General features: G+C 66.1%; 22 protein-coding genes and 2 pseudogenes. 9 read left to right on the forward strand and 15 right to left on the reverse strand.

Annotated features, from left to right (window positions below):
- Positions 1-69: 69 nt before the first annotated feature.
- Positions 70-858: a crotonase/enoyl-CoA hydratase family protein gene (locus ACVILL_RS24710; RefSeq protein WP_456731411.1), complete on the forward strand. Its 789-nt coding sequence runs from the start codon at positions 70-72 to the stop codon at positions 856-858.
- Positions 859-953: 95 nt separating this feature from the next.
- Here ACVILL_RS24710 and ACVILL_RS24715 read toward each other — a convergent pair whose 3' ends face one another.
- Complete coding sequence (locus ACVILL_RS24715; protein WP_456731412.1) at positions 954-1,178, reverse strand: hypothetical protein; 225 nt, start codon at positions 1,176-1,178, stop codon at positions 954-956.
- Between ACVILL_RS24715 and ACVILL_RS24720 the strand changes: the two genes are divergently transcribed.
- On the forward strand, positions 1,177-1,959 hold the full coding sequence (locus tag ACVILL_RS24720; RefSeq protein WP_456731413.1) for a division plane positioning ATPase MipZ: 783 nt from the start codon (positions 1,177-1,179) through the stop codon (positions 1,957-1,959). The two genes, ACVILL_RS24715 and ACVILL_RS24720, sit on opposite strands and share 2 nt — an antisense overlap.
- A 15-nt stretch (positions 1,960-1,974) precedes the next feature.
- Here ACVILL_RS24720 and ACVILL_RS24725 read toward each other — a convergent pair whose 3' ends face one another.
- The 4 genes from ACVILL_RS24725 to ACVILL_RS24740 all read right to left on the reverse strand — a co-directional run bounded on the left by ACVILL_RS24725 (position 1,975) and on the right by ACVILL_RS24740 (position 6,705).
- Positions 1,975-3,435, reverse strand: coding sequence for a hypothetical protein (locus tag ACVILL_RS24725; RefSeq protein WP_456731414.1), 1,461 nt, complete (start codon positions 3,433-3,435; stop codon positions 1,975-1,977).
- A gap of 129 nt (positions 3,436-3,564) precedes the next feature.
- On the reverse strand, positions 3,565-4,407 hold the full coding sequence (locus ACVILL_RS24730) for a sugar phosphate isomerase/epimerase family protein (RefSeq protein WP_456731415.1): 843 nt from the start codon (positions 4,405-4,407) through the stop codon (positions 3,565-3,567).
- A 3-nt stretch (positions 4,408-4,410) separates the two neighbouring features.
- On the reverse strand, positions 4,411-5,754 hold the full coding sequence (locus tag ACVILL_RS24735; RefSeq protein ID WP_456731416.1) for an MFS transporter: 1,344 nt from the start codon (positions 5,752-5,754) through the stop codon (positions 4,411-4,413).
- A gap of 78 nt (positions 5,755-5,832) precedes the next feature.
- Entirely contained in the window at positions 5,833-6,705 is an 873-nt protein-coding gene (locus ACVILL_RS24740; RefSeq protein ID WP_456731417.1) for a phytanoyl-CoA dioxygenase family protein, read from the reverse strand.
- 97 nt (positions 6,706-6,802) lie between these two features.
- Between ACVILL_RS24740 and ACVILL_RS24745 the strand changes: the two genes are divergently transcribed.
- Positions 6,803-7,825: a LacI family DNA-binding transcriptional regulator gene (locus ACVILL_RS24745; protein WP_456731418.1), complete on the forward strand. Its 1,023-nt coding sequence runs from the start codon at positions 6,803-6,805 to the stop codon at positions 7,823-7,825.
- A 38-nt stretch (positions 7,826-7,863) separates the two neighbouring features.
- On the opposite strand, the pseudogene ACVILL_RS24750 reads toward ACVILL_RS24745, so the two are convergent.
- Both ACVILL_RS24750 and ACVILL_RS24755 read right to left on the reverse strand, forming a co-directional pair.
- Positions 7,864-9,102 (reverse strand): annotated as a pseudogene (locus ACVILL_RS24750) (SulP family inorganic anion transporter); the annotation flags it as partial.
- Positions 9,103-9,219: 117 nt separating this feature from the next.
- A complete protein-coding gene (locus tag ACVILL_RS24755; protein WP_456731419.1) occupies positions 9,220-10,119 on the reverse strand; it encodes a CHAD domain-containing protein in 900 nt (299 codons plus the stop codon).
- Positions 10,120-10,365: 246 nt separating this feature from the next.
- Between ACVILL_RS24755 and ACVILL_RS24760 the strand changes: the two genes are divergently transcribed.
- The 3 genes and pseudogenes from ACVILL_RS24760 (at position 10,366) to ACVILL_RS24770 (ending at position 12,636) form a co-directional block, all read left to right on the forward strand.
- Entirely contained in the window at positions 10,366-10,800 is a 435-nt protein-coding gene (locus ACVILL_RS24760; protein ID WP_456731420.1) for a MarR family winged helix-turn-helix transcriptional regulator, read from the forward strand.
- A gap of 125 nt (positions 10,801-10,925) precedes the next feature.
- Positions 10,926-11,693 carry an enoyl-CoA hydratase-related protein gene (locus tag ACVILL_RS24765; protein WP_456731421.1) on the forward strand — a complete coding sequence of 256 codons (768 nt, stop codon included), beginning with the start codon at positions 10,926-10,928 and terminating at the stop codon, positions 11,691-11,693.
- 72 nt (positions 11,694-11,765) lie between these two features.
- A pseudogene (locus tag ACVILL_RS24770) lies at positions 11,766-12,636 on the forward strand (aldose 1-epimerase family protein).
- A 21-nt stretch (positions 12,637-12,657) separates the two neighbouring features.
- Here ACVILL_RS24770 and ACVILL_RS24775 read toward each other — a convergent pair.
- The 3 genes from ACVILL_RS24775 to ACVILL_RS24785 form a co-directional block, all read right to left on the reverse strand.
- Positions 12,658-12,858, reverse strand: coding sequence for a hypothetical protein (locus tag ACVILL_RS24775; protein WP_456731422.1), 201 nt, complete (start codon positions 12,856-12,858; stop codon positions 12,658-12,660).
- 160 nt (positions 12,859-13,018) lie between these two features.
- Positions 13,019-14,020 (reverse strand): tryptophan--tRNA ligase, encoded by a 1,002-nt coding sequence (trpS, locus tag ACVILL_RS24780; protein ID WP_456731423.1) that lies wholly within the window; start codon positions 14,018-14,020, stop codon positions 13,019-13,021.
- A 203-nt stretch (positions 14,021-14,223) separates the two neighbouring features.
- Positions 14,224-14,958, reverse strand: a complete 735-nt coding sequence (locus ACVILL_RS24785; RefSeq protein ID WP_456731424.1) for an SDR family NAD(P)-dependent oxidoreductase — start codon at positions 14,956-14,958, stop codon at positions 14,224-14,226.
- 200 nt (positions 14,959-15,158) lie between these two features.
- Between ACVILL_RS24785 and ACVILL_RS24790 the strand changes: the two genes are divergently transcribed.
- Positions 15,159-15,572 carry a DUF3830 family protein gene (locus ACVILL_RS24790; protein WP_456731425.1) on the forward strand — a complete coding sequence of 138 codons (414 nt, stop codon included), beginning with the start codon at positions 15,159-15,161 and terminating at the stop codon, positions 15,570-15,572.
- Between the two features lies 1 nt (position 15,573).
- Complete coding sequence (gene puuE, locus ACVILL_RS24795) at positions 15,574-16,512, forward strand: allantoinase PuuE (protein WP_456731426.1); 939 nt, start codon at positions 15,574-15,576, stop codon at positions 16,510-16,512.
- A gap of 74 nt (positions 16,513-16,586) precedes the next feature.
- Here puuE and ACVILL_RS24800 read toward each other — a convergent pair whose 3' ends face one another.
- The 5 genes from ACVILL_RS24800 to ACVILL_RS24820 are packed head-to-tail and all read right to left on the reverse strand — an operon-like array spanning position 16,587 to position 21,959.
- Positions 16,587-18,119: an ABC transporter ATP-binding protein gene (locus tag ACVILL_RS24800; protein WP_456731427.1), complete on the reverse strand. Its 1,533-nt coding sequence runs from the start codon at positions 18,117-18,119 to the stop codon at positions 16,587-16,589.
- Complete coding sequence (gene biuH, locus ACVILL_RS24805) at positions 18,116-18,799, reverse strand: biuret amidohydrolase (RefSeq protein WP_456731428.1); 684 nt, start codon at positions 18,797-18,799, stop codon at positions 18,116-18,118. Before biuH ends, ACVILL_RS24800 begins: the two co-directional genes overlap by 4 nt.
- A gap of 16 nt (positions 18,800-18,815) precedes the next feature.
- Positions 18,816-19,742, reverse strand: a complete 927-nt coding sequence (locus tag ACVILL_RS24810) for an ABC transporter permease (RefSeq protein WP_018270387.1) — start codon at positions 19,740-19,742, stop codon at positions 18,816-18,818.
- 1 nt (position 19,743) lies between these two features.
- Positions 19,744-20,853: an ABC transporter permease gene (locus ACVILL_RS24815; protein ID WP_456731429.1), complete on the reverse strand. Its 1,110-nt coding sequence runs from the start codon at positions 20,851-20,853 to the stop codon at positions 19,744-19,746.
- The gene (locus ACVILL_RS24820; RefSeq protein WP_456731430.1) at positions 20,850-21,959 is read right to left on the reverse strand and encodes a BMP family ABC transporter substrate-binding protein; all 1,110 of its coding nucleotides are present in this window, start codon (positions 21,957-21,959) and stop codon (positions 20,850-20,852) included. The genes ACVILL_RS24815 and ACVILL_RS24820 overlap by 4 nt, the downstream gene beginning before the upstream one ends.
- Before the next feature lie 370 nt (positions 21,960-22,329).
- Between ACVILL_RS24820 and ACVILL_RS24825 the strand changes: the two genes are divergently transcribed.
- On the forward strand, positions 22,330-23,589 hold the full coding sequence (locus tag ACVILL_RS24825; RefSeq protein ID WP_456731431.1) for an allantoate amidohydrolase: 1,260 nt from the start codon (positions 22,330-22,332) through the stop codon (positions 23,587-23,589).
- Positions 23,590-23,702 lie beyond the last annotated feature (113 nt).

Below are 23,702 nucleotides of genomic sequence, written 5' to 3' on the forward strand. Positions count from 1 at the left end.
TGACCATCATTCATCTGGATGACAAGTATCATCCAGAAAATTTGTCAGTCACAAAGCAGGGAGGAACAGATGTCCGGCAGCGCGAGCGAAGGGCGGGTCCGCCACGAGCGGCACGACCGCATCCTGAAGATCATCATCGACAATCCCGCGAAGAAGAACGCGTTCAGTCCGGAGATGATGGCCGAGCTGTCCGACGCGCTGACGCTGCTCGACAATGATGATGGTCTCTGGGTCGGCGTGCTCTGCGCCGCCGGCGGCAGTTTCACCGCGGGTCTCGACATGCCGAAATTCTTCGGCCCGACGGCATCGCGCAAGCCACTGCCCGAGGGCAACGTCGATCCGTTCGGACTGTCGAAGCGATGCCGGAAGCCGATCGTCACTGCGGTGCAGGGCATCGTGTTCACCGTCGGCATCGAGATGATGCTGGCCGGCGATATCGTTATTGCCGCGGACGACAGCCGCTTCTGTCAGATGGAAGCCAAGCGCGGCATCGCGCCATTGGCGGGCGCGCATTTCCGCTACATCAGCCGCGTCGGGTGGGGCGATGCGATGTACCACCTGTTGCTGTGCGACGAGTTCTCCGCGGCCGAGGCGCATCGGATCGGTCTCGTGCAGGAGGTCGTGCCGGCCGGTCAGCAGATCGAGCGCGCGATGGCGCTTGCTGAGATCATCGCGCGCAATGCGCCGCTTGGAATCCAGGTCACCAAAGAGGCGGGCCGCAAGTTCATCGAAGCCGGCGAGCAGGCGGCGATTGCGATCATCCCAGAGATCCGCGAACGCGTGCTCAACACATCAGATGCCGCCGAGGGCATCAAGTCGTTCGTGGAACGCCGCGCGGCAGTGTTTCAGGGCCGCTAGTCCCGGGGCGCTAGTCTCCGGTGCGCTGGTCTTCGGGACGCTGGTCCCCGGGGCGCTAGTCCCTGAAACGTGCATTGCGTTCACGATACGTGCACTCAGCGCGGTTGTGACAATGTTGTCGCAACCCGCTGAATTTCGATCACGACAATGTTGCGACGACTCTTGTCGAGATTCGTCGAATCAGGGAGATTCGAGCCATTCATTAAATTCCATTTCGTCCTGCTTTGACTCAAGCGTCCATTAGGGATTCCCATGACAAACGCACGAGTAATCGTTGTAGGAAACAACAAGGGCGGCTCTGGCAAGTCGACGATTGCCATGCACGTCGCCATCGCACTGATCAAGGCGGGTCAGCGTGTCGCGACCATCGATCTCGACAACAAGCAGAAGTCGCTGACGCACTACGTCGAGAACCGGCGTGACTGGGAGCGGGAGACCTCGCTTGAGCTCGGCGTACCGACGCATATGTGCTTCGAGACGGTGAGCGGCAGGAGCAGCGAGGTCGAGACGCTCGGGCGCAGCGCGCTCGCCGAGATCGTCGAGCGGCTCGGCCGGTCGCACGACTTCGTCGTCATCGATTGCCCCGGCCACGATACGTACCTCACGACGTTCACGCATTCGCTGGCGAATACGCTGATCACGCCGCTCAACGACAGCTTCATCGATTTCGACGTGCTCGGCACCGTCCATCCGAACGACTTCAAGGTGACCGGCATCAGCCACTATTCGAAGATGGTGGAGGAGGCGCGACGCGAGCGTAGCGAACACGATCAGCCGGCGTTCGAATGGGTGGTGCTTCGCAACCGTCTGTCGACGCTCGGTTCGCGCAACAAGCGCCTGGTCGGCGAGGCGCTCCACGAATTGTCGAAGACGCTGAATTTCCGCCTGGTCGATGGCTTGGCCGAGCGGGTGATCTTCCGCGAATTCTATCCGCGTGGTCTGACGGCGGTCGACGACGTCAATCAGCTCGCACTCGGCGGCCGGCCGACCATGTCGCATGTCACCGCATGGCTCGAGATGGAGCGGCTGATGACCGCGATCATGCTTGGCCATCTGGTGCGCCCGGCGGAAGCCTCCGACGCCAGCCGCGACGCGGCGTAAGGCGACCTCGCTTCGCTACCGGCAATTGGCGTTGCCGGCGTTGGCAACGGTCAGGAACGTGATCGTTGCGGGAGCAAAGACGATCGCTCCTGCCGCAGCTGCATCACCCGTTAGGGCCGGGATCTGGTCGGAAGCCCCGAGCGCGAGCGTGCTGCCATTGAGCTGAACGGTGCCGTCGGCGGGCTTGGCGCTCGCCAATGTGTAGCGTTGCGCGGCGGCTGCCAGCGTCAACTTGCGTTGCGTCCGCCGATCATTGTTGATGACGAGCAGGGCTATGCCGCCGGGCATGTCACGCGCGCAGTGCGCATAGACGTGGAAACCGGTCTGGCGGCGAACGCCGGCGTCGAGCACGGTGGTTCCCATCAACCGCCGCCACAGCAGCGCGGCCCAGTAGTTCGGCCGAGGCAGATGGGTGCGCTCGTCTAGCAGCCCATAGTCGCTCGCCGCGAGCGTGTTGTGCATGACGACCTGAACGCCGGCCTTGGCCAGCCGTCCGAGTTGATCGAGATAGCGGAACGTATCGGTAAAGGTTGCGGCCCAGCGGTTGCCGCCGCATGCGGTCTCCGCGGTCTCGGTCAGCCAGATCGGCTTGCCCGGTGCAAGCCGGTCGCGCAGCGACCGGTAGAAGGTGAGTGTCTTGCCGGTTCGCGCCAGCCATTGGTCCGATAATGCCCGCTTCGCCGTACGATCGCCGCCGCATCGGGCAGAGAGGGCGCCGTAGTGATGGTAGGAGACCGCGTCGACGCCGGCCGCCGATACGGCGAAGCGGGCTCGAGCATCGGCACCGGTGCCGATCGTTCCCGGGCCGAGGATCGTCACGTCGGGCGCGCTGTTCTTCATGAAGGCACGAAACGCGGCAAAGTCCCGGTCGTACGCCGCGGCATCGTAGTGGTCCGGTGCGCCGCCGATCGCCGGCAGATCGGGCTCGTTCATGAACTCGGCTGCGGCGACCCGGCCGCCTGCCGATTGCGTGAAGGCGAGAAGCTGCTTGGCCTGTTCGGCACTCCATTGTCCCGACGCGTCGCGCGTGCCGGCGCTGATCGCAAAGGACGTGACGATGGCAGCGCCAACGGCGTGCGAGAAGTCGATCACATCTCGCCATTGCTGTCGCGTCAGCACGCCCTTGAAGCCGGCCGGCGGTGCGGCCGGTGGCGTCTCGGAACCCGCAAAGAACGTGCTGTTGGCCCAGGTGCCACTCACCCGCAGATACGCAGGCGAGAGGGCTGCTGCGAGCGTGCGTAACCTGCCGTCGTGCAGATCGATCGGCGCGCGCGCTGCGAAGCGTTCCGCGTTCGCGCCCGTTCGTGTGGTGGCGGCATAAGGCTTCCAGAATCGCCCGCCGGTCACCTCGACCATTTCGATGTTGTAGGACTGGAAGCGCGGGTCGATGGTCGCGACGCGCGGCATGGCTGCGACATCGAGCGTCCGTTCCGCCGCGATCGCCCTCGTGCAAAGGAGGGCGGCAACGACCGGCACGGCGACGTTCGTGAGGCGTCGAAGCGGATCGGACCGATGGCGGTTGCGCACGAATCCTCGCGGCGTTCTGAATTGCATTTCGCTTCAGAATGCCGCTGTGGCTTGTTTGAATCAACGCGGGAGCATCTTCTACGGCTCGTTCGCGATACGATCCCACAGCGCGCGGATCATGTCCTTCATGACCAGCGCGTCCTGCCAGCGGTCGGACAATTCCCTGCCGTCGGGCCCGGTGATGGCATAGGGCGGGGGACCGAGCTCGCACAGGAAGGTCAGGGTCGCATCGGGCCCGGCGCGCTTCCGCCAGGAGCGGATGCCGTAGTCCCACCAATCCATGAACAGCGACACCCAGCCCTGGTGCTGCGGGAAGCCGAGCGAGATCTGCACCTGCTCGCGGCTCGCGATGCGGCCGTGGATGCCCCAGGCATGGTCGAGGACGCGATGCATCATCGCGTGGTTGGCGTCATCGACTGGCCAGGCGAATTCGCGGCCGACCAGATAGTGCGAGAGATCGGCCGTCAGCCGCAGATCCGGAAAGCAGTCGAGCAGGTCGAGCATGAAGAACAGATCGGTCGTCATCCGGTCGCGATGGGTCTCGACATGCACGGCGACGCCGGCCTCGGTGGCAAGCCGCCGCCAGCCTTCGAGCAGGGGAATGCAGTCCGCGAGCCGGCGCGGTCGAATGTCCGGCTGGAGGTTGACATGATCGGCGCCGAGCTCGGCGACCAGCGCGAGCGCCGGCTTCAGATCGTCGACGCCCTTCGGGTAGCATTGCGCCTGCCAGGTCATGCCATGCGCGCGAAGGAAGATCGTCACCTCGCGCGCAAAGGCGGGGTCGATGAAGCGCACGCCGGCGCCGTCAAACCCGGCATCGCGGATCATCGCGAGCTGGGTTTGCAGCGGCCATTCATCCTCATCGGCCAGCCGCCGCTCCATCGCCCAGAGCGACTGCAGGACGCGCAGTTGCTGCGCCACCGTTCAGGCCCGCGCCGGGACCGCGGTGGGCAGCTCGGCCTGTTCGCTCTCGTCGGCGGCGATGTTCTCCTGATAGGTCTCGGGCCCGATCCAGATCGCAAGCACGGTGCAGGCCGACAGGAACATCGCGTAGCACGCCACCGGCCACCAGGTGCCGTAAGCCGCCACCAGCGCGGTGGCAACGAACGGCGCCGGACCGCCCGACAGCAGCGAGCCGAGTTCGCGCGCGAAGGCAAAACCTGCGAAGCGGCGCTGCGGCGGGAACAGCTCGGCGAAATACGCCGCCTGCGGCCCGAACATCGCCGCGGTCACGACGGCGCGCGCCAGGATGAAGGCGAGCGCGATCATGATCCATTCCTTGGTGCCGACCATCCAGAAGAACGGGAAGGCGAGCGCCACGCCGGCGAGCGCGCCGAACATGTAGACCGGCCGCCGTCCGATCCGGTCCGACAAGGCCGCAAAGCCGAGGATGGCGAACAGCTCGATCGTGAAGGCCAGCATCAAGGCGCTGAGCGCCTCCGCCTTCGGCACGCCAAGCGTCGTGATCACGTAGCTCAGGCCGAACACCGGGAAAAAGTAGCCGAGCCCGTTCTCGGCCATCCGCGCGCCGAGCACGACGAAGAAATTGCGCGGGTGCTGGCGCAGTGCCTCCATCGCCGGATTGCTCTCGACCTTGCCGCGCGCCACCACTGCCTCGGTATAGACCGGCGTCTCGGTGATGCGCATGCGGACGAAGATGCCGACGACGATCAAGAGGAAGCTCGCCAGGAACGGCAGGCGCCAACCCCAGCTCATCAGATCCTCGCGCGGCAGCATCGTCACCAGCGCGAAGGCGCCGGCGGCGAGCAGATTGCCGACGGAGACGCCGAGCGGCGCGAAGCCGCCCCAGAAGCCGCGATGCTTCGGCGGCGCATTTTCAACCAGATAGATCACGGCGCCGCCGTATTCGGCACCGGCGCCGAGGCCCTGGATGACGCGCATCGCGACCAGCAGCACCGGCGCCCAGATCCCGATCTGCCCATAGGTCGGCAGCAGGCCGATCGCGGTGGTACCGATGCCGATCATCAGGAGCGTGGCGACCAGCACCGGCTTGCGGCCATAGCGGTCGCCGAGGATGCCGAACAGCAGGCCGCCGAACGGCCGCACCACGAAGCCGACACCGAAGGTCAGGAACGACAGCAGCGTGCCGACGACAGGATCGCTCTTTGGAAAGAACAGTTCGCCGAACACCAGCGCGGCGGCGGTGCCGTAGAGGAAGAAGTCGTACCATTCGAGCGCGGAGCCGATGCTGGCTGCAAGAATCACACGCAGGCGTGATTTATTGGCGCCGTTTGCCATCTTGGTCATTCGTTTCCCCGTTGTGTCTGTTTTTATGTATTGAATGCAGCAATGCCCGCGGCGTGGCCGCGGGCATTGTCGTCGTCTTCAGGCGGCGCGCGTGAAGTAGGATTTCTTCGACGCCGATTGGGTCTCGTAGATCGATCCCTGCCGTTTCGCCGGCGGCAGCGGCATCCGCACCGGCACGTCGGTGAGCCGCGGTGCGACCACCGGCGGACCCGCCAGCAGGCGGCTGTTGAACTCGTCGAAGTCCTTGACGCCCATCAGCGGCCAGGCGTCGCTGGCGGCCACTTCATAGAGCAGCAGGTTGCGCGGCCGGTTCGACGTGTTGGTCGCCGAGCCGTGCAGCGCGCGCACGTGATGGAACGACATGCTGCCGGCCTTGCCTATGCAGGGCACCGCACGCTTGATGTCGTCCTGGATCCGGTCCGGATCGATCAGGCCGGCGAAGTGGCCGTCGTCGCCGTGATGATCCCACATCGTGTCGCCGGTGTGCGAGCCCGGCGTCACCAGCATCGGGCCGTTCTCGATGTCGCAATCGTCGAGCAGCACGCCGATCGCGAGGATGTCGTCATTGGTGTGCGGATAGAACGCCCAGTCCTGATGCCACTCGACCGGCGAGCCGTATTGCGCCGACTTCATGTTGAGCTTGGAGCCGTGCAGGCGAAGCGCGGGGCCGATCAGCTTGGTCAGGATCGAGATCACGGCCGGGCTGCGGACGATCTCGTCGAAGATCGGGTGCACCTTGTGCGGTGCCTTGATGCGGCGGACGCGCGGGGTCTCCGGCGTATGGCCCGGCTCGAGGTCGTAGACGTCGGTGTGCTCGGTCACACTGGCCGCACCGGCGACCAACTCCGCCAGCACCGTGCGCACTTTGGCGAGGGTCTCCTGGTTGAGCACCTCGGGGACCACGATCACCCCGTCGCGCTTATAGGCTTGAGCCTGCTCGTCCGAAATCATTCCGTCTCTCCCTTTTTGTTCCATGTTAGCGCTAACATGACCTGATGCTAGCGCTGACATAATGGCTTGGCAACCCGGAATCGTGCAGGCTCCGCCCATGAGCTCCGATCTGACCGACCCTAGGACCGTCTCGAACACCGGCCCGGCCGGTGCCGCGCCCACCCTGTCAGAGGTGGCCAAGCGCGCCGGCGTCTCCTCGATCACGGTAAGCCGGGTGGTGCGGATGCCCGACCTGGTCGCCCCGGAGACCCGGGCGCGGGTCGAGCAGGCGATGCGCGATCTCGGCTACATCCCGAACCTGGTGGCGGGCGCGCTGGCCAGCGCGCGCACCAATTCGGTCGGCGTGCTGGTGCCGACCATCGCCAACTCGATTTTCGCCGACACGGTGCAGGGCCTGTCCGACAAGCTCGAGCCGCTCGGCTTCTCCGTGATCCTGGCGCAGTCGCGCTACGATCCCGCGCGCGAGGACCGCATGCTGGCGGCACTGCTGTCGCGGCGGCCCGAGGCGATCATCATGGTCGGCTCGCCGGCGACCGAAGACGGCAGCCGCCTGCTGCGCAATGCGCGCATCCCGATCGTCGAGACCTGGGATTTGCCGGCCAGCCCGATCGACGCGGTCGCGGGCTTCGACAATTACAAGGCCGGGGTTGCCGTCGCGAAGCATCTGGTCGCGCAGGGACGCAGGCAGCTCGCCTTCATCGGCGGCGACGATCCGCGCGGCACGCGCCGCTGGCTCGGCTACAGGGACGAGGCGCTGACAAGCGGCCTCGCCGAGCCGCGAAGATTGATCCTGGACCGCAAGGACTCCGGCAGCGTGGCGGCACATGCACGCCTGCCTGGCGTCGACGCGGTCTTCGCCGCCAACGATGCGCACGCGATCGGTTTCATGTCCGGGCTGCGCAAGGCCGGGCTGCTGCGCGACGGGCCTGCATCGGCGCAGCCGGTCGCGGTGATCGGCCTCGGCGATCTCGAAATGGGCCGGCTGATCTCGCCGACGCTGAGCACGATCAGCGTGCATGGCGATGCCATCGGCCGCACCGCGGCGACATTGACGCTGGAGCGCGGCGGCGAGCGCCGGATCGATCTCGGCTTCGAGCTGGTGCTGCGCGACAGCGGCTAGTTTTTGCCCGGCCGCCGCCATCGTTCGACGCCGGCCGACAGCGCGGCGATCACGCAGCCGGTGATGATGCCGAACGTCAGGTCCTCGAAAACGGTCAGGCCGAAGGTCGGAAGCAGCACCACGGCGGCGCGCCAGTTCGTGATCAGCTGCACGAACGCTTCCTTCTCCGCCATGTACCAGCACACGACGACGAGGACGCCGGCCAGCGCCGACAGCGGGATATAGCTCGCAAGCGGTGCGGCCACGATCATGAACGAGAGCAGGAACGCCGCGTGCAGCATGCCGGACAGCGGGCTGCGTGCGCCCGCCCGGATGTTGGTCGCGGTCCGCGCGATCGTGCCGGTGACGCTGATGCCGCCGAACAGGGCGGAGGCGACGTTGGCGATGCCCTGCGCCACCAGCTCCATGTTGGAGCGGTGCTTGCGGCCGGTCATGCCGTCGGCGACCTTGGCCGAGAGCAGGCTCTCTACGCCGCCGAGCAGCGTAAAGGAGAGCGACGCCGGCAGGATCTGCAGCAGCAGGTCCCACGAGAATGCCGGCAGGTGCGGCACCGGCAGGCCGCGCGGAATTTCGCCGAACCGGCTGCCGATGGTCTCGATCGGCAGGTGCAGCAGCAGCGCCGCGATCGAGGCGATCGCAATCGCGATCAGCATCGCCGGCCAGTTCGGCCGCCAGGCGCGCAGCGCGAAGATCACGGCCGCCGAGCCGGCGCCGACCACGAGCGCGGACCAGTTCAGGGTCGGCAGCGCGTGGCCCAGCGCCGCGAGCTTCGGCAGGAACGGCCCGGGCTCGTGACCTGCAAGCGTCAGCCCGCCGAGATCGCGCAGCTGGCTGGCCAGGATGGTGACCGCAATTCCGCAGGTGAAGCCGACGGTGACGGGATGCGGGATGTAGCGGATCAGCGAGCCAAGTCCGGACGCGCCGATCAGCGTCAGCATCAAGCCGGACACCAGCACGGTGAGCATCAGGCCCTCGACGCCGAACTTCGCGGTGGTTGCCGCGACGAGCACGATGAAGGCGCCGGCCGGGCCGCCGATCTGGAAGCGGCTGCCGCCCAGTGCGGAGACCAGGAAGCCGCCGACGATGGCGGTGAACAGCCCGCGCTCCGGCGTCACGCCGGAGGCCACCGCGATCGCCATCGATAGCGGCAGCGCCACCACCGCCACTGTCAGTCCTGCCATCACGTCGTGCCGGAAGGCGCTGAGGCCGTAACCTTCGGTCAGCGTCGTGAGGAGCTTGGGACGATAGAGGTGGGCCGTAGAGGAGCCGTCAGGCATGGGGATAACCACAAGGAAGCGGATGAAGAAAACCAGCGAGGTCGCTGTGTGCGAAGGACGTGCTTGGGTTTGTTGCTGCGGGTGAGAGCGCCGCAGGCGGGGGACGGGGGGCTGCGTTCATTCGGCGATCTTCCGATAGACGGCCGCGGCGCGGCGCAGCAGCCGGCTTTTGCGCTTCTGCGCATGCACACGCTGATGCTTGGCCTTGCGCTCGCGGGCGCGCTGCGCGAGCGCATCGGCACTTTCGAACAGCTCGCGGCGGACCTCGTCATCGTTCAATTCGCCGAGCAGCTGTTGGCCCTTGCGCAGATGCTTCAGCACGGTCCGCCACGATGCGTAGACGTCGGCGGGCAATCCGCCTTCCGAGAACTCAATGGCGTAGCGCAGCCGCTTGCTGGCGAGGCGGACCCGGTGGCGCTTGTTCTTGCCCATGCCCTGCAGTCCGCGGCTCTTCTGACACAGTTTTCCATGCCATCGCGCCAGCCGGCGCGCGTGAAAGACCGCGACCGGCACGGCCCGCCGTTGCGCGGCGCGGCGGTTCTGCCGTGTGGTCCAGGGACCGCTGCCGACCCAGTCCCACATGCCGTCGAACCATTGCCAGTAGCGGTCGCTTTGCAACGCCTCCCTGAGCGCCTCGAACGCGTCGGCTCGCGCGGTCTGGAGCATGCGCTCTTCGGGCAGGCCTTTGCTGTTCTCGATCGCGACGTCGAGATCGCGCGCTGCGCCGAGATGGGCACGCAGCCATTTCAGCTCGGATTTCAGTCGCGTCCATTCGCTGTCCGCCACCATCGGGCCGTAGAAGGCGATCGCGGCCTTCAGCCGCGTCAGTGCAATGCGGGTCTGGTGGAGCGCGGCGGGATCGCCGGAGCTCATGGCGTCGTGGTTGGTCGAGACTTCCTCGAGGCATTCGGACAGGATCAGGCGAAACGCGGTCTCACAGCGCATGGCCTCGCTGAGATGGCGCGGCCGCTTCGGGCGGACAACGCGCTCCCTGTCCGGACTTGCCGCTGACGTCATGACACTCTCGTGACCCCGCCGGAGTCGCGATGCAACCGGCGGCTCCCGGGCGGAAAGATTTCCCGTTTGATCGATATCGATCAAGGGTTTTCTGCTGCGCCCCAGTGCAACGATCCGGCGACGCGATCAAAATGTCGCAACCGGCGGCTCATTCCGGTCAATCTGCGGGGTTCGCTCCGCCGGATCGCCGGATATTTCGCGTGCGAATTATCTTGATGTTTCGCATACGAAATATATAGTCGCGGCATGAAAGCGGAACACCGGCTGATCTTCCTTCTGACCGTGGCCTGTCGGCGGTTGCAGCGCGCCATCGATCAGGAGACGGCCGCGCACGATCTGACATCGGCCCAGGCCGGCGTGCTGTTCTTTCTCGGGCGCAATGACGGCGCGCTGATCGGCGACGTCTCGCAGGCGCTCGACATCGTGCCGTCGGCGATGTCCGGGCTCGCCGACCGGATGGAGCGTGCGGGCTTCGTGAAGCGCCGGCGCGATGGCGAGGACGGGCGCAGCCAGCGGCTCTATCTGACCGCGGCGGGGCAGGAGCTCGGCAAGCGCGCCGCGACGCGGACCAGGGTGATCAACAACCGCCTGATGGACGGATTCTCGGAAGCCGAGATCGACGTGGTGTCGCGCTGGCTGATCAGCCTGCAAGAGAAGTTTCCGAAGGACAAGGACGGCTAGAGTATGATCCGGAAAAGTGCGAAGCGGTTTTCCCTCGCGGCAAACGCCAAAGGCGCTTTCGCGGAGATCATGCTCAAATCAAAGGACCAGTTAGAGCGCTTTCAGCGAAGTCAAAGGAGTGAGACATGAGTGAAGTGGTCGTAACGCTGGACGGTGGCGTGCTCACCGTGACGATGGCGCGTCCGGACAAGAAGAATGCGATCACCAACGCGATGTATGGCGCGATGGCCGACGCGCTCGAACGCGCGGAGGGCGACCCGGCGATCCGCGCCGTGCTGCTCCAGGGCAACGGCGACAGCTTTACCGCAGGCAATGATCTCGCCGATTTTGCCGCGGTGTCGCGCGGGGTGCAGGGCGAGCGTCACGTGACGCGCTTTCTCGCCGCTCTTGCCAAGGCGACGCGGCCGCTGGTTGCCGCCGTGCAGGGCAATGCGGTCGGCATCGGCACCACCATGCTGCTGCATTGCGACCTCGTCTACCTCGCGCCGACCGCACGGCTGATCACGCCGTTCGTCAATCTGGCGCTGGTGCCGGAGGCGGCATCGACCTATCTGCTGCCGCAGCGGATCGGCTATGCGCGCGCCTATGCGATGTTCGCGCTCGGCGAGCCGATGGAGGCGGAGACGGCGGTCTCGATCGGCCTCGCCAATGCGGTGGTGCCGCTCGCGGATCTCCGCGCCAAGGCGCGCGCGGCGGCGGATGCACTGGCGAAGCGGCCGTTCGGCTCGCTCCAGCACACCAAGGCGCTGATGCGCGATCCCGCAAGGATCAGCGCGCAAATGGCGCGCGAGGGCGAAATCTTCCAGGAGCGATTGATGAGCGCGGAAGCGCGCGAAGCGTTTGCGGCCTTCGCCGAACGGCGGCAGCCTGATTTCTCCGGGATCTCCGGGTAGGCTCGGGGCTTGACGGCCTCGCCGGCATCGAACATTCGTGTCACGGCACGGCGCAACCCGGCGAGGCGAGGCATGAGCGACAGTCACACGCTGCGCGGCGATGGAATCGCCGCGACTATCAAGGCCGAGGGCGGCGAATTGTCGTCGCTCAGGAATGCCGAGGGGGCGGAACTGCTGTGGCAGGCCGGCCCGCAATGGCCGCGCCATGCACCGCTGCTGTTCCCGATCGTCGGCCGATTGAAGAACGATACGCTGCGCCACAATGGCAAGACCTATCCGATGACGCAAGCACGGCTTTGCACGCGACCGCCGCTTTGCCTGGGTGGAGCAGGGCCCGCGATCATGCAAGCTCGCGCTGACGGACGATGCGGAAACCCGGGCACGCTATCCGTTCGCGTTCAGGCTCGAGGTCACCTACGCCGTCGAAGGCGCCAATCTTGACGTCGGCTTCGAGGTCATCAACAGCGGTGATGAGATGCTGCCGGCCTCCCTCGGGGGGCACCCCGCCTTCAACTGGCCGTTGCTGCCGGGATTGCCCAAAGAAGCCTACACGCTGACCTTCGAGAAGGATGAGCCGGGGCCGATCCGGCGGCTCAGCGGTGGATTGATGCGGCCGCAAGCCGAGCCCACTCGGATCAAAGACAGGGTGCTCGAATTGTCGGAGCGATTGTTCGACGACGACGCCATGATCCTCGATCAAGTCGCGAGCACGTCGGTTCGCTTTGCTGCCGCGCAAGGGCCTGCGATCGAAGTGTCGTGGCGCGGCTTCCGCGAACTCGGCATCTGGTCGAAGCCCGGCGACCCGCCCTTCCTCTGCATCGAGCCGTGGCACGGCTTTGCCAGCCCCGAGGATTTCGACGGCGAGTTCGCCGGCAAGCCCGGCCTGATGCATCTCGCCCCGGGCGTACGCCGGTCGCTCAGCTATCGCATTCGCGTCAGCTGACGATCTGCTGTCGCGATCAGCTCAATGCGCGCGACCGCCGAGCGCACCGGTGAGCGCGCCCACTGATGGCGGATTTTCGTGCGCCCAGGCCTCATGCGCGGCGAGGTCGCGATAGTGCTCGGCCATCCGCAGCAACCGCTCGCGGATGCCGGCGTCCTCCTCGCCCTTGGCCTGATCGGCCAGCTGCGCGGCGCGTTCGAGAAGCGTTTTCGGATCGATCACGACAAGCTCCAAATCCGGTTTCGCCACAGCATGATCCGGAAAAGTGCGAAGCGGTTTTCCCTCGCGACGAACGCCAAAGGCATTTGCGCGGAGATCATGCTCAAAATGGACAACTGCCGCAGGCAAGCACAGTTCCCGCCATGGTTTGATGACAGGGTGGTCAGAGCTGGAACAAGCCCAGCCCCTCCGTGACATCGTGCTTCGTGCGATCCGTGATCTCCCGTGCCTTCCGGGTTCCACGCCTGATCACGTCCACGACGTGATCGCGATTGTCGGCGAGCTCGGCGCGCCGTGTCCGGATCGGCGCGATCAGCGCTTGCAGAATGTCTTCCAGCCGCCGTTTGACGGTGGCGTCGCCAAGTCCGCCGCGCCGATAGCGTGCCTTCAGCTCCTCGACGGCGAGGTGATCGTCGTCGAACGCGTCGAGATAGGTGAAGACGACATTGCCTTCGACCTCGCCGGGATCGGCGACGCGCAGATGACCGGGATCGGTGAACATCGCGCGCACTGCGGCCGAGATATCATCGGGTAATGCCGAAAGCGGGATCGCGTTGCCGGCGGACTTGCTCATCTTCGCGCGTCCGTCGACGCCGGGCAGCCGCCCCGCGCGCGGAATGATCGCTTCGGCTTCCGGCAGCAGCGGACGGCCCGCGAGCGCGTTGACGCGCCTGATGATCTCGTTGGTCTGCTCGATCAGCGGCGCCTGGTCCTCGCCGACCGGGACGACGGTCGCCCGAAACGCGGTGATGTCGGCGGCCTGTGCCACCGGGTAGCACAGGAAGCCCGCCGGGATGTCGCGTCCGAAACCGCGCGCACGGATCTCGTCCTTGATGGTGGGATTGCGCTCCAGCCGGGCGACGGTGACGAGGTTGAGATACAGCATCGACAGTTCCGCCAGCGCCGGAAGCTGCGATTGCAGGCAGATCGATGTTCGCCCGGGATCGATCCCGACGGCAAGATAGTCCAGCGCAACCTCGACGACGTTGCTGCGCACCTTGCCGATGTCATGGGCATTGTCGGTCAGCGCCTGCATGTCGGCGAGCAGCAGGAATTGCGTGTGGCTGTCCTGAAATTTCAGGCGGCTTCGCAGCGAGCCGGCGTAGTGGCCGAGATGCAGCGGCCCGGTGGTGCGGTCGCCGGTGAGGATGATGGGTTTGGACATGGGTGTCTCCATTCGGTTGAATGGGACGCCGCATGCGGGCTGATGACGTGAAAAAGGCCGCCCAATGCGGCGGCCCCGAAGATGCATGAACGCGTTCGGCCCGCCTGTCAGTCGGCGAGCCACCAGAAATTGGCGACGAGGATCAAGCGGTTCATGGCCTGACCCGTAAGGCAATCGAGCTGTGCGGTCAAGATGCCCCGGCTTCAGTTGAACGCCATGCCGCCGCTCATCGCGATGGTCTGGCCGGTCATGTAGGGATTGTTGACCAAGAGCATCACGGCCTGCGCGACTTCCTCGGCGGTGCCGAAACGGCCGACCGGGATCCGGCTGACCAGTTCGCTCTGTCCCTTCATCATGTCCGTCTCGATCAGTGACGGCGCAACGGCATTCACCGTGATGCCTTCCTTGACCAGCCGTGCGGCATAGCCGCGGGTCATGCCCTCCATGGCTGCCTTGGATGCGTTGTAGTGCGGCCCGATCGAGCCGGCGCCGCGCGCAGCACCGGAGGAGATGTTGACGATGCGGCCCCATTTGCGGGTACGCATCATCGGCAGCACCGCCTGCGTGCAGAGGAACGCGGATTTGAGATTGACCGTGATGGTGCGGTCGAAATCCTCTTCGGTGAGGTCGTCGACACCCCTGACGATCGCGATCCCGGCATTGTTGACGAGGATGTCGAGCGGGCCGAGCTCGGATTTGGCGCGCTCGACCAGGCCGGTCACGGCGGCGGCTTCCGAGACGTCGGCGGCGATCGCGACGGCGCGGCCGCCGGCGGCGACGATGCCCTTCGCCAGCGTCTCCGCCTCGGCCGCGCGTTCGCGGTAATTGATCGCGACGGCAGCGCCGGCGTCCGCCAGCATCTTGACGATCGCGGCACCAATGCCGCGCGATCCGCCGGTCACCAGCGCCACATGTCCGTGCAAACTGTTCGTTGTCATCTGGTCACCCTGTCTGACGTGTCTTGGCAGGCTCGCAAAGGGAAGGGCGGGGCGCAACGCAACCTTGCTCAAATCTGCGTTGCGGTGGACGCCATTGCGGCAAAAAACCAGCATTTCGGGCCGGAATCGGCCTTGCGTCCGGCGCGGGCCGGCGGCAATGGTTGGGGCGTCAATCCTTCCAGACCAGCCACGAGAGTTCGATGAGCAAACTGATTGTCCGCGCCGGCGAGTTCACGTTTGACGCCCGTTTCGAGGAGCAACTCGCGCCGAAGACGGTCGCCGCCTTCCGCGAGGCGATGCCTTTCGAGAGCCAGGCGATCCACGTGCGCTGGAGCGGCGAGGGCGTCTGGATGCCGCTCGGCGATCTCGATTTCGGCGTCTCCTACGAGAACCACACCAGCTATCCGGCGCCGGGCCAGATCATCCTTTATCCCGGCGGCATCAGCGAGACCGAGATCCTGCTCGCCTATGGCGGCGTGCATTTCGCCAGCAAGATGGGCCAGCTCGCCGGCAATCATTTCATCACGCTGACCTCGGGGCTGGAGAACCTCACCGCCTTCGGCAAGACCGTGCTGTGGAAGGGCGCGCAGAATATCCGTTTCGAGGAAATCTGATTTGACCGAGGCCCGCTATCCGCGCGATCTCCGCGGCTACGGCCGCACGCCGCCCGATCCGAAATGGCCCGATGCTGCGCGCATTGCGGTGCAGTTCGTGGTCAATTTCGAGGAGGGCGGCGAGAACAACATCCTGCACGGAGATCGCGCCTCGGAAGCGTTTCTGTCCGACGTGCTCGGCGCGCAGCCCTGGGCCGGCCGGCGTCACGCCAATATCGAAACCATGTTCGAATACGGCTCGCGCGCCGGCTTCTGGCGGCTGTGGCGGATCTTCACCGAACGGAAGCTGCCAACGACCGTGTTCGGCGTCGCGATGGCACTGAAGCGCAATCCGGATGTCGTCGCCGCGATGCGGGAGGCGAGCTGGGATATCGCGAGCCACAGCCTGCGCTGGGTCGAGCACAAGGACATGTCGGAGGACGAGGAGCGCGAGGAGATCGCGCGCGCCATTGCCGTCCATACCGAGGCGACCGGCGCGCGCCCCCTCGGCTGGTACACCGGCCGTTCCTCGATCAACACGCTGCGGCTTCTGATGGAGGCCGGCGGCCTGCGCTATCTCTGCGACTCCTATGCCGACGATCTGCCGTACTGGATCAAGGCTGCCGGCACCGAGCCGCATCTCGTGATCCCCTACACGCTCGATGCCAACGACATGCGCTTCATCAACGCGCAGGGCTTTGGCGGCGGCGACGAGTTCTACACCTATCTGAAGGACAGTTTCGACGTGCTCTATGCCGAGGGCGCGACGTCACCCAAGATGATGTCGGTCGGCCTGCATTGCCGTGTGGTCGGCCGTCCCGGCCGCGCCGCCGCGCTGATGCGCTTCCTCGATTACATCGGGAAGCACGAGCACGTCTGGGTGCCGACGCGGCTTCAGATCGCCGAGCACTGGCACGCCAATCTGAAGCATCTCGCCGAACAGGCGTTCGAGATCGGGTAGGCGATCGCTAGCGGCAACTGCCTCTTCGCCTCGCCCCGCGAAGGGTGGGGGCGAGGGGGGCTGTCCCGTCGTGGTCAATGCCCGGCCATGTGCCGGCCGATCTCGGTGAGGTCGGCCTCGCTGGCGCGGGCCTCGTGGACGAACGCGCCGTGGAACATCACGACCAGCCGGTCCGACAGCTCCAGCAGTTCGTCGAGGTCTTCGCTGACCAGCAGCACCGCCGCGCCGCGGTTGCGTGCGGCCATGATCTCGGCATGGATCTGCGCCACCGCCGCGAAGTCGAGCCCGAAGCACGGATTGGCGGCAATCAGCACCTCGACGTCGCCCGAGAGCTCGCGCGCCAGCACCGCGCGCTGCACATTGCCGCCCGACAGCGCCGCGATCGGTGTCTCCGGCGTGCGGGTCTTGATCTTGTAGCGGTTGATCTTGCGCTCGGCATCGTTGCGGAAGGCCGAGCGGTTCAGCCACCAGCCGCCGCGCGCGAACGGGGCGCGGTCGAATTCACGGAACGCGATGTTGTCGGCGACGCTCATGCCGCCGACGCAGGCGTTCTTCAGCGGCTCCTCCGGCAGCAGCGACATCCTGTGGCGGCGCATCTCCTCGCGGCTCGCAGCATAAGCCTCACCCTGGACACGGATCACGCCGCTCTCGGCTTCGCGCTGGCCCGCCAGCACCTCGACCAGTTGGCGCTGGCCATTGCCGGAGACGCCGGCGATGCCGACGATCTCGCCGCTCTTCACCGTCAGCGAAACACCGTGCACGGCGATCGCGCCGGCATCATCTAGCGCGGTAAGCTTGTCGAGTTCGAGCCGGGGTGCGCCGGTCTCGCCAGTCCGCGGCGGCTGCACCGTCAGCTGTTCGGCGCCGATCATGGTGCGGGCCATCTCGTCGGGCGTGACGTCGGCGACCCGGCCGGCGCCGGCGAGCTTGCCGCGGCGCAGGATCGTCACCTCGTCGGCAAACGCCATCACCTCGCGGAATTTGTGCGTGATCATCAGGATGGTGAGCTCGCCCGCGACCACCATGGCGCGCAGCATGCCGAGCACCTCGTCGGCTTCGGCAGGTGTCAGCACCGAGGTCGGCTCGTCGAGGATGAGGAAGCGGCGTTTCAGATAGAGCTGCTTGAGGATCTCGCATTTCTGCCGTTCGCCGGCCGAGATGTCCGAGACCTTTGCGTCGAGCGGCACCTTGAATGGCATCCGCGCCAGGAAAGCCTCCAACTTCTTCTTTTCCTTGCGCCAATCAACCACGGCCGGCACATCGTCGCGTGCCAATACCAGGTTTTCGGCCACCGTCATCGCCGGCACGAGGGTAAAGTGCTGGTAGACCATGCCGAGTCCGAGCGTGTGCGCATCCTTCGGGTTGGCGATCGCTTGCTGGCGGCCGCCGACCAGGATGTCGCCTTCGGTGGCGTGGTAATAGCCCATGATGCATTTCACGAGCGTGCTCTTGCCGGCGCCGTTCTCGCCGAGCAAAGCATGGAACGAGCCGGGGCGCACCTTGAGCTCGACATTGTCGAGCGCTGTGAAATCGCCGAACCGCATGGTCATCGCGATGGCGTCGACGCCGAACGCGCCTGAGGGGGCGGGCGGCTCGCCGATGATCACGACAGCGCCCCGATCAGGTCGGCCGATTTCGCCACCGCGCCAAACACGCCGCCCTGCATCTTGATCATCTTCAGTGCGTGGTCGTGATTGCCCTTGTCGGTGGCGCCGCAGCAATCCTCGACCAGCACGCATTCGAAGCCGCGGTCGTTGGCCTCGCGCATCGTGGTGTGGACGCAGACATCGGTGGTGATGCCTGATAGCACGATGTTCTCGATGCCGCGCAGCCGCAGCATCAGCTCGAGATCGGTGGCGCAGAACGAGCCCTTGCCGGGCTTGTCGATGATGGGTTCGCCCGGCAGCGGCGCGAGGTCGGGAATGATCTCCCAGCCCGGTTCGCCGCGCACCAGGATGCGGCCACAGGGGCCGGGATCGCCGATGCCGGCGCCGATCTGGCGCGAGCGCCAGCGCTTGTTGGCGGGCAGGTCGGCGAGATCAGGGCGGTGGCCTTCGCGGGTGTGGATGATGTGGAAACCCTGCGCGCGCATCACAGCGAGCAGCTTCCTGATCGGCTCGATCGGCGCGCGGGTCAGCGACAGGTCGTAGCCCATCTTGTCGACGTAGCCGCCGACGCCGCAGAAATCGGTCTGCATGTCGATGATGATGAGCGCGGTATTCTCTGGCCGCAGGTCGCCATTGTAGGGCCAGGCGTAGGGCTCGGACTTGATGAAGCGCTCGGGCATGGAACGATCTCGCAGGCTATCGGGTGATGGACAATTCGGCGGGCGCGCCGGTCAGCGTGCGCTTCGGCGAGCAGGTGATGATCATGATCGCCAAGGTCAGGATGTAGGGCGCGGCGTTGAACAAATGATAGCCGGAGGTGATGCCCACCGATTGCAGCGCGGGCCCGAGCGCTGCGGCGCCGCCGAAGGCGAGCGAGGCCCACAGGCACAGCATCGGGTCCCAGCGCGCGAAGATCACCAGCGCCACCGCCGTGATGCCCTGTCCGGAGGAGAGGCCTTCGTTCCAGCTGCCGGGATAGAACAGCGACAAGAACGAGCCGCCGATGCCGGCGAGGAAGCCGCCGACCATGGTGGCGCGCAACCGGATCAGCAGCACGGAATGGCCCATCGCGCGCGCAGCGTCCGCGCTTTCGCCGGCGGTGCGGATCAACAGCCCCCAGCGCGTGGTCCTGAAGGCCCAATAGAGCAGCGGGGCGATCGCGACGCCGATCAGGAACAACACGTTGATGCGGAGCGCCGCGCGGACCTGCGGGATGTCGCTCCACCAGCCGAAATCGATCGCCGGCAACCGTGCCGCGGTCGGCTCGATCAGCGGCTTGCCGAGAAAGAAGGCCAAACCAGTGCCGAGCAGCATCAGCGCGATGCCGACCGCGATGTCGTTGACCCGCGGCAGCGAGCAGATTCCGGCATGCAGCGCGCCGAACAACGCCCCGGTGATCCCGGCCGCGAGCACGCCGAGCCATGGCGAGCCGGAGAGATAGGAGATGCCGTAGGCGCTCATCGCGCCCATCACCAGCGTGCCTTCGAGACCGAGATTGATGCGGCCGCTCCGCTCGGTGATGCATTCGCCGAGGCTGACGAACAAGAACGGCGTCGAGACGCGGATGGCGCCCCCGAACACGGCGAGCGGAACGGTCCAGAGCCCGAGCGATGCATCCGCCATGTCAGGCCTTTCCCTTCAGGAAGTCGATCCGTCCGTAGAGCGCGTCGCTCGCCAGCACGAACACGAAGATGATGCCTTGCAGCACCAGCACGGACGCATCGGGCAGGCCGAGCCGTCGCTGCAGCAGGCCGCCGGAGGCCGAGATGCCGCCGAGCAGGATCGCCACCGGAATGATCGCGAGCGGATTCTGCCGCGCCAGGAACGCGACCAGGATGCCGGTGAAGCCGTAGCCCGCCGCGAGGTTGGCGTTGGTGCGGCCCTGCACGGCCGCGACCTCGATCATGCCGGCGAGCCCGGCGCTGCTGCCGGCGAGGAAACAGACGGTCAGGATCAGCTTGCCGACGGAAAGCCCCACGATCTTGGCGGCGCGGATGTTGCCGCCGGCGACACGCGCGGCGAAGCCGAAGGTGGTGTGATAGATCAGGATGTAGGCGGCGACAGCCGCGACCAGGCCGAACACCAGGCCCCAATGCACGTCGGTGCCGGGAATGGTGCCGATCATGTTGGCGGCGCCGATCTCGCGCGTCGACGGCTTGTTGAGGCTCGCCGGATCGCGCATCGGCCCCTCGACCAGATGGTTCAGGATCGCGAGCGCGATATAGACCAGCAGCAGGCTCGAGATCGTCTCGTTGACCCCGCGATATTGCCGCAGGCCGCCCGACAGCGTGATCCAGAGTCCGCCGCCGATCATGCCGGCGATCACCATCGCGATCTGCACCACGATCGGTGCCGTGCCTTGCAGCGCCAGCGCTGCCGCGGTCGCCGACAGCGCGCCGATCAGGAGCGCGCCTTCGCCGCCGATGATCACCATGCCGAGCTGTGCCGGCAGCGCCGTGCACAGCGCAGTCAGGATCAAGGGTGCGGCGCGGGTCAGCGTGTTCTGCCAGGAGAACCAGGTGCCGAACGCGCCGTAATACATGTAGAAATAGAGGTCGAGCGGGTTCTTGCCGTAGAGCGCGACAAAGCCGCCGAACACCGCGAGCGCGCCGACCAGCGCAGCAGCGGGGATCAGGATGTATTCGATGCTCGCGCCGTAGCGCTGGAGGAAACCGGGATCGGCGGCCGGAGCAACGCCGGCCGCCTCCACCGAATCCGCCGTCTCGGTCGTCACGCGGTGGCTCCGATCACGCCCTCGACCAGGTAGTCCATCTTCTCGAGCTCGGGATCCTGCTGGCCGCGATCGGTGCCGCCGGCGATCATCGTCTTGCCCTTGTTGTCGGTGATCGGGCCCTTGAAGATCGCGTACTCACCGGCCATGAACTTGGCCTTGACGTCGTCGGCGTGCCTGCGCGCCTCCACTGATACCATCTCGCCATAGGGCGAGACCTTGACGATCTCTTCCTTCAGGCCGCCGCGATAGAAGTTCGGGATCGCTTCACCCGCGGTGATCATCTTGACGAATTTCGGATAGAGCGCCTCCCAATTCCACTCGGCGCCGGTGAGATAGGCCTTCGGCGCCAGCGGCGACTGGTTGACGTGATAGCCGCACACGAAAGCGCCGCGGCGCGCGGCGTTCTCGACCATCGTCTTCGGTCCGTCGACATGGCAGGTCAGCACGTCGACGCCCTGGTCGATCAGGCTGTTGGTCGCCTCGGCCTCCTTGACCGGCATCGACCAATCGCCGGTGAAGATCACCTGCGTGGTCGCCTTCGGATTGGCGAGCCGGGCGCCGAGCGTGAACGCGTTGATGTTGCGCAGCACCTGCGGGATCGGCTTGGCGGCGACGAAGCCGAGCTTGCCGCTCTTGCTCGAGTAGCCGGCGACGATGCCGGAGATGTATTGCGCCTCGTCGATGTAACCGAAATAGCTGCCGGCGTTCTTCGGGTCCTTGTCGGTCCACAGCCCGCCGCAGTGCTCGAAGTGCAGCTTGGGAAACTTCGTCGCCATCTTGACGACGTGCGGGTTGTAGTAGCCGAACGAGGTCGGAAACAGCAGCGTGGCGCCGTCGAGATTGATCATGGACTCGATGGTCTTCTCGACCGCATCGGTCTCCGGCACCTTCTCTTCCTCGACCACCTTGATGCCGGGCAGCTTCTTCACTGCCGCCGCGCCCTGCGCGTGGGCCTGGTTGTAGCCGTAGTCGTCGCGCGACCCGACATAGATGAAGCCGACCGTGGTTTCCGCCGCCACCGCACCGCGAATGCCGAGCGTGCTGCCGAGCGCCAGTGCCGCGCTTCCCTGCAATAGATGCCGTCTTGAAATCCTGCCAAAATCCATCGCCTGCTCCCTCGGGGCGGGTCCGGCCCGCCTGTCCCTGTCGCCGCCGCCTGAAGGCGGAGCTTGACGGAGTGTCGCAAGCTTCGTGCCAGAGCACGTTTGGCGATCATGGATCCGTAAGTGATTGAATATGAATGGAAACGGTGATCACCATCAGGAGGCCTGGCAGTCAATGAAGGTCGACTTGCCTATTTTGTAAGCGATTGTTCGTCGTTGTATGCAATGCCGTTAAGCAACCGCTAACCGCCGGGCGGCTGACGCGAGCGCGGTCGGGGCGGCGCCCGAGGCGCCATTTGCCGGCTGGTGAATCGGATCGAGCCTGCTACGAGTGAAGCGGCTGCGACGCCGGGTTGGATCGAGGGGAGACAGCATGAGTGGGAACAATCCGTCCTCCCTTGGCGACGAGATCGTGGCGCGGATTGATCAGCTCGCGGCGATCTCCGAGACGCCGGAGCACTTGGCGCGCATCTTCCTCACCGACGAGCACCGCAAGGCGGCCGATCTCATCCTGTCCTGGATGCGGGAGGCCGGCATGAGCGCGCATCTCGACGCGATCGGCAATGTCTGCGGCCGCTACGAGGGCGAGCGGCCGGGCCTGCCGGCGCTGATGCTCGGCTCGCATTACGATACCGTGCGCGACGCCGGCCGGTGGGACGGCCCGCTCGGCGTCATCACCGCGATCGCCTGCGTCGCCGATCTGAACCGGCGCGGCAAGCGGCTGCCGTTTGCGATCGAGATCGTGGGCTTCGCGGACGAGGAGGGCGTGCGCTTCGCCTCGACCTTGCTCGGCAGCCGCGCGGTGGCCGGCACGTTCGACGCGAGCGTGCTCACCACGCGCGATCACGCCGACACATCGATGCGCGATGCGCTGATCGCCTTCGGGCTCGATCCCGCTCAGATCGGCAAGGCGGCGCGCGCCCGCCGCGAGCTGCTTGGCTATGTCGAGCTGCATATCGAGCAGGGGCCCGTGCTCGAGGAGAAGCGGCTGCCGGTCGGCGTCGTCACCGCGATCTCGGGCGCGACCCGGCTCGCCGCCAATCTGACAGGCATGGCCGGCCATGCCGGCACCGTGCCGATGCCGTTGCGGCGCGATGCGCTGGCGGGCGCTGCCGAATGCATCGTCGCGATCGAGCAGTTCTGCCGAAGCGACGAAGCCGGCCTCGTCGGCACCGTCGGCTATATCAACGCGATGCCCGGCGCCACCAACGTGATCCCGGGCAGGGTGTCCTTCACCATGGACATCCGCTCGCAGAGCGACACCCATCGCAAGCGCGCCGTCGCTGACATCGTCCGGCAGGTCGAGGCGATCGCAGCGCGCCGCGAGCTCGCCTTGCAGATCGACGTCACCCATGAAAACCGCAGCGTGCCCTGCGCGCCGTGGCTCAAGACGCAGATCGCCGCGGCGGTCGCCGCCGAGGGCCATGCCGTGTTCGAGCTGCCGAGCGGGGCGGGGCATGACGGCATGGCGATGGTCGATGTCGCCGATATCGGCATGATCTTCGTGCGCTGCCGCGGCGGAATCAGCCACAATCCGGCCGAGCATGTCGAGCTCGCCGACGCCGACACCGGCGCGCGGGTGCTGCTGCGCTTCATCGAGCATTTCCGACCGCACGATACAGTGCATATCTGAAGCTGCCGCGCCTGGCGGCCGACGCTGAGGAGCTAGGCGTGCGTCAGCACGCCGCAGGCGCCCTGGATCTGCCGTCGCCGGTCCGTGCCGAATCCGGACAGCCCTGACCGGCG

This window comes from Bradyrhizobium sp. USDA 3364 (assembly GCF_054056355.1).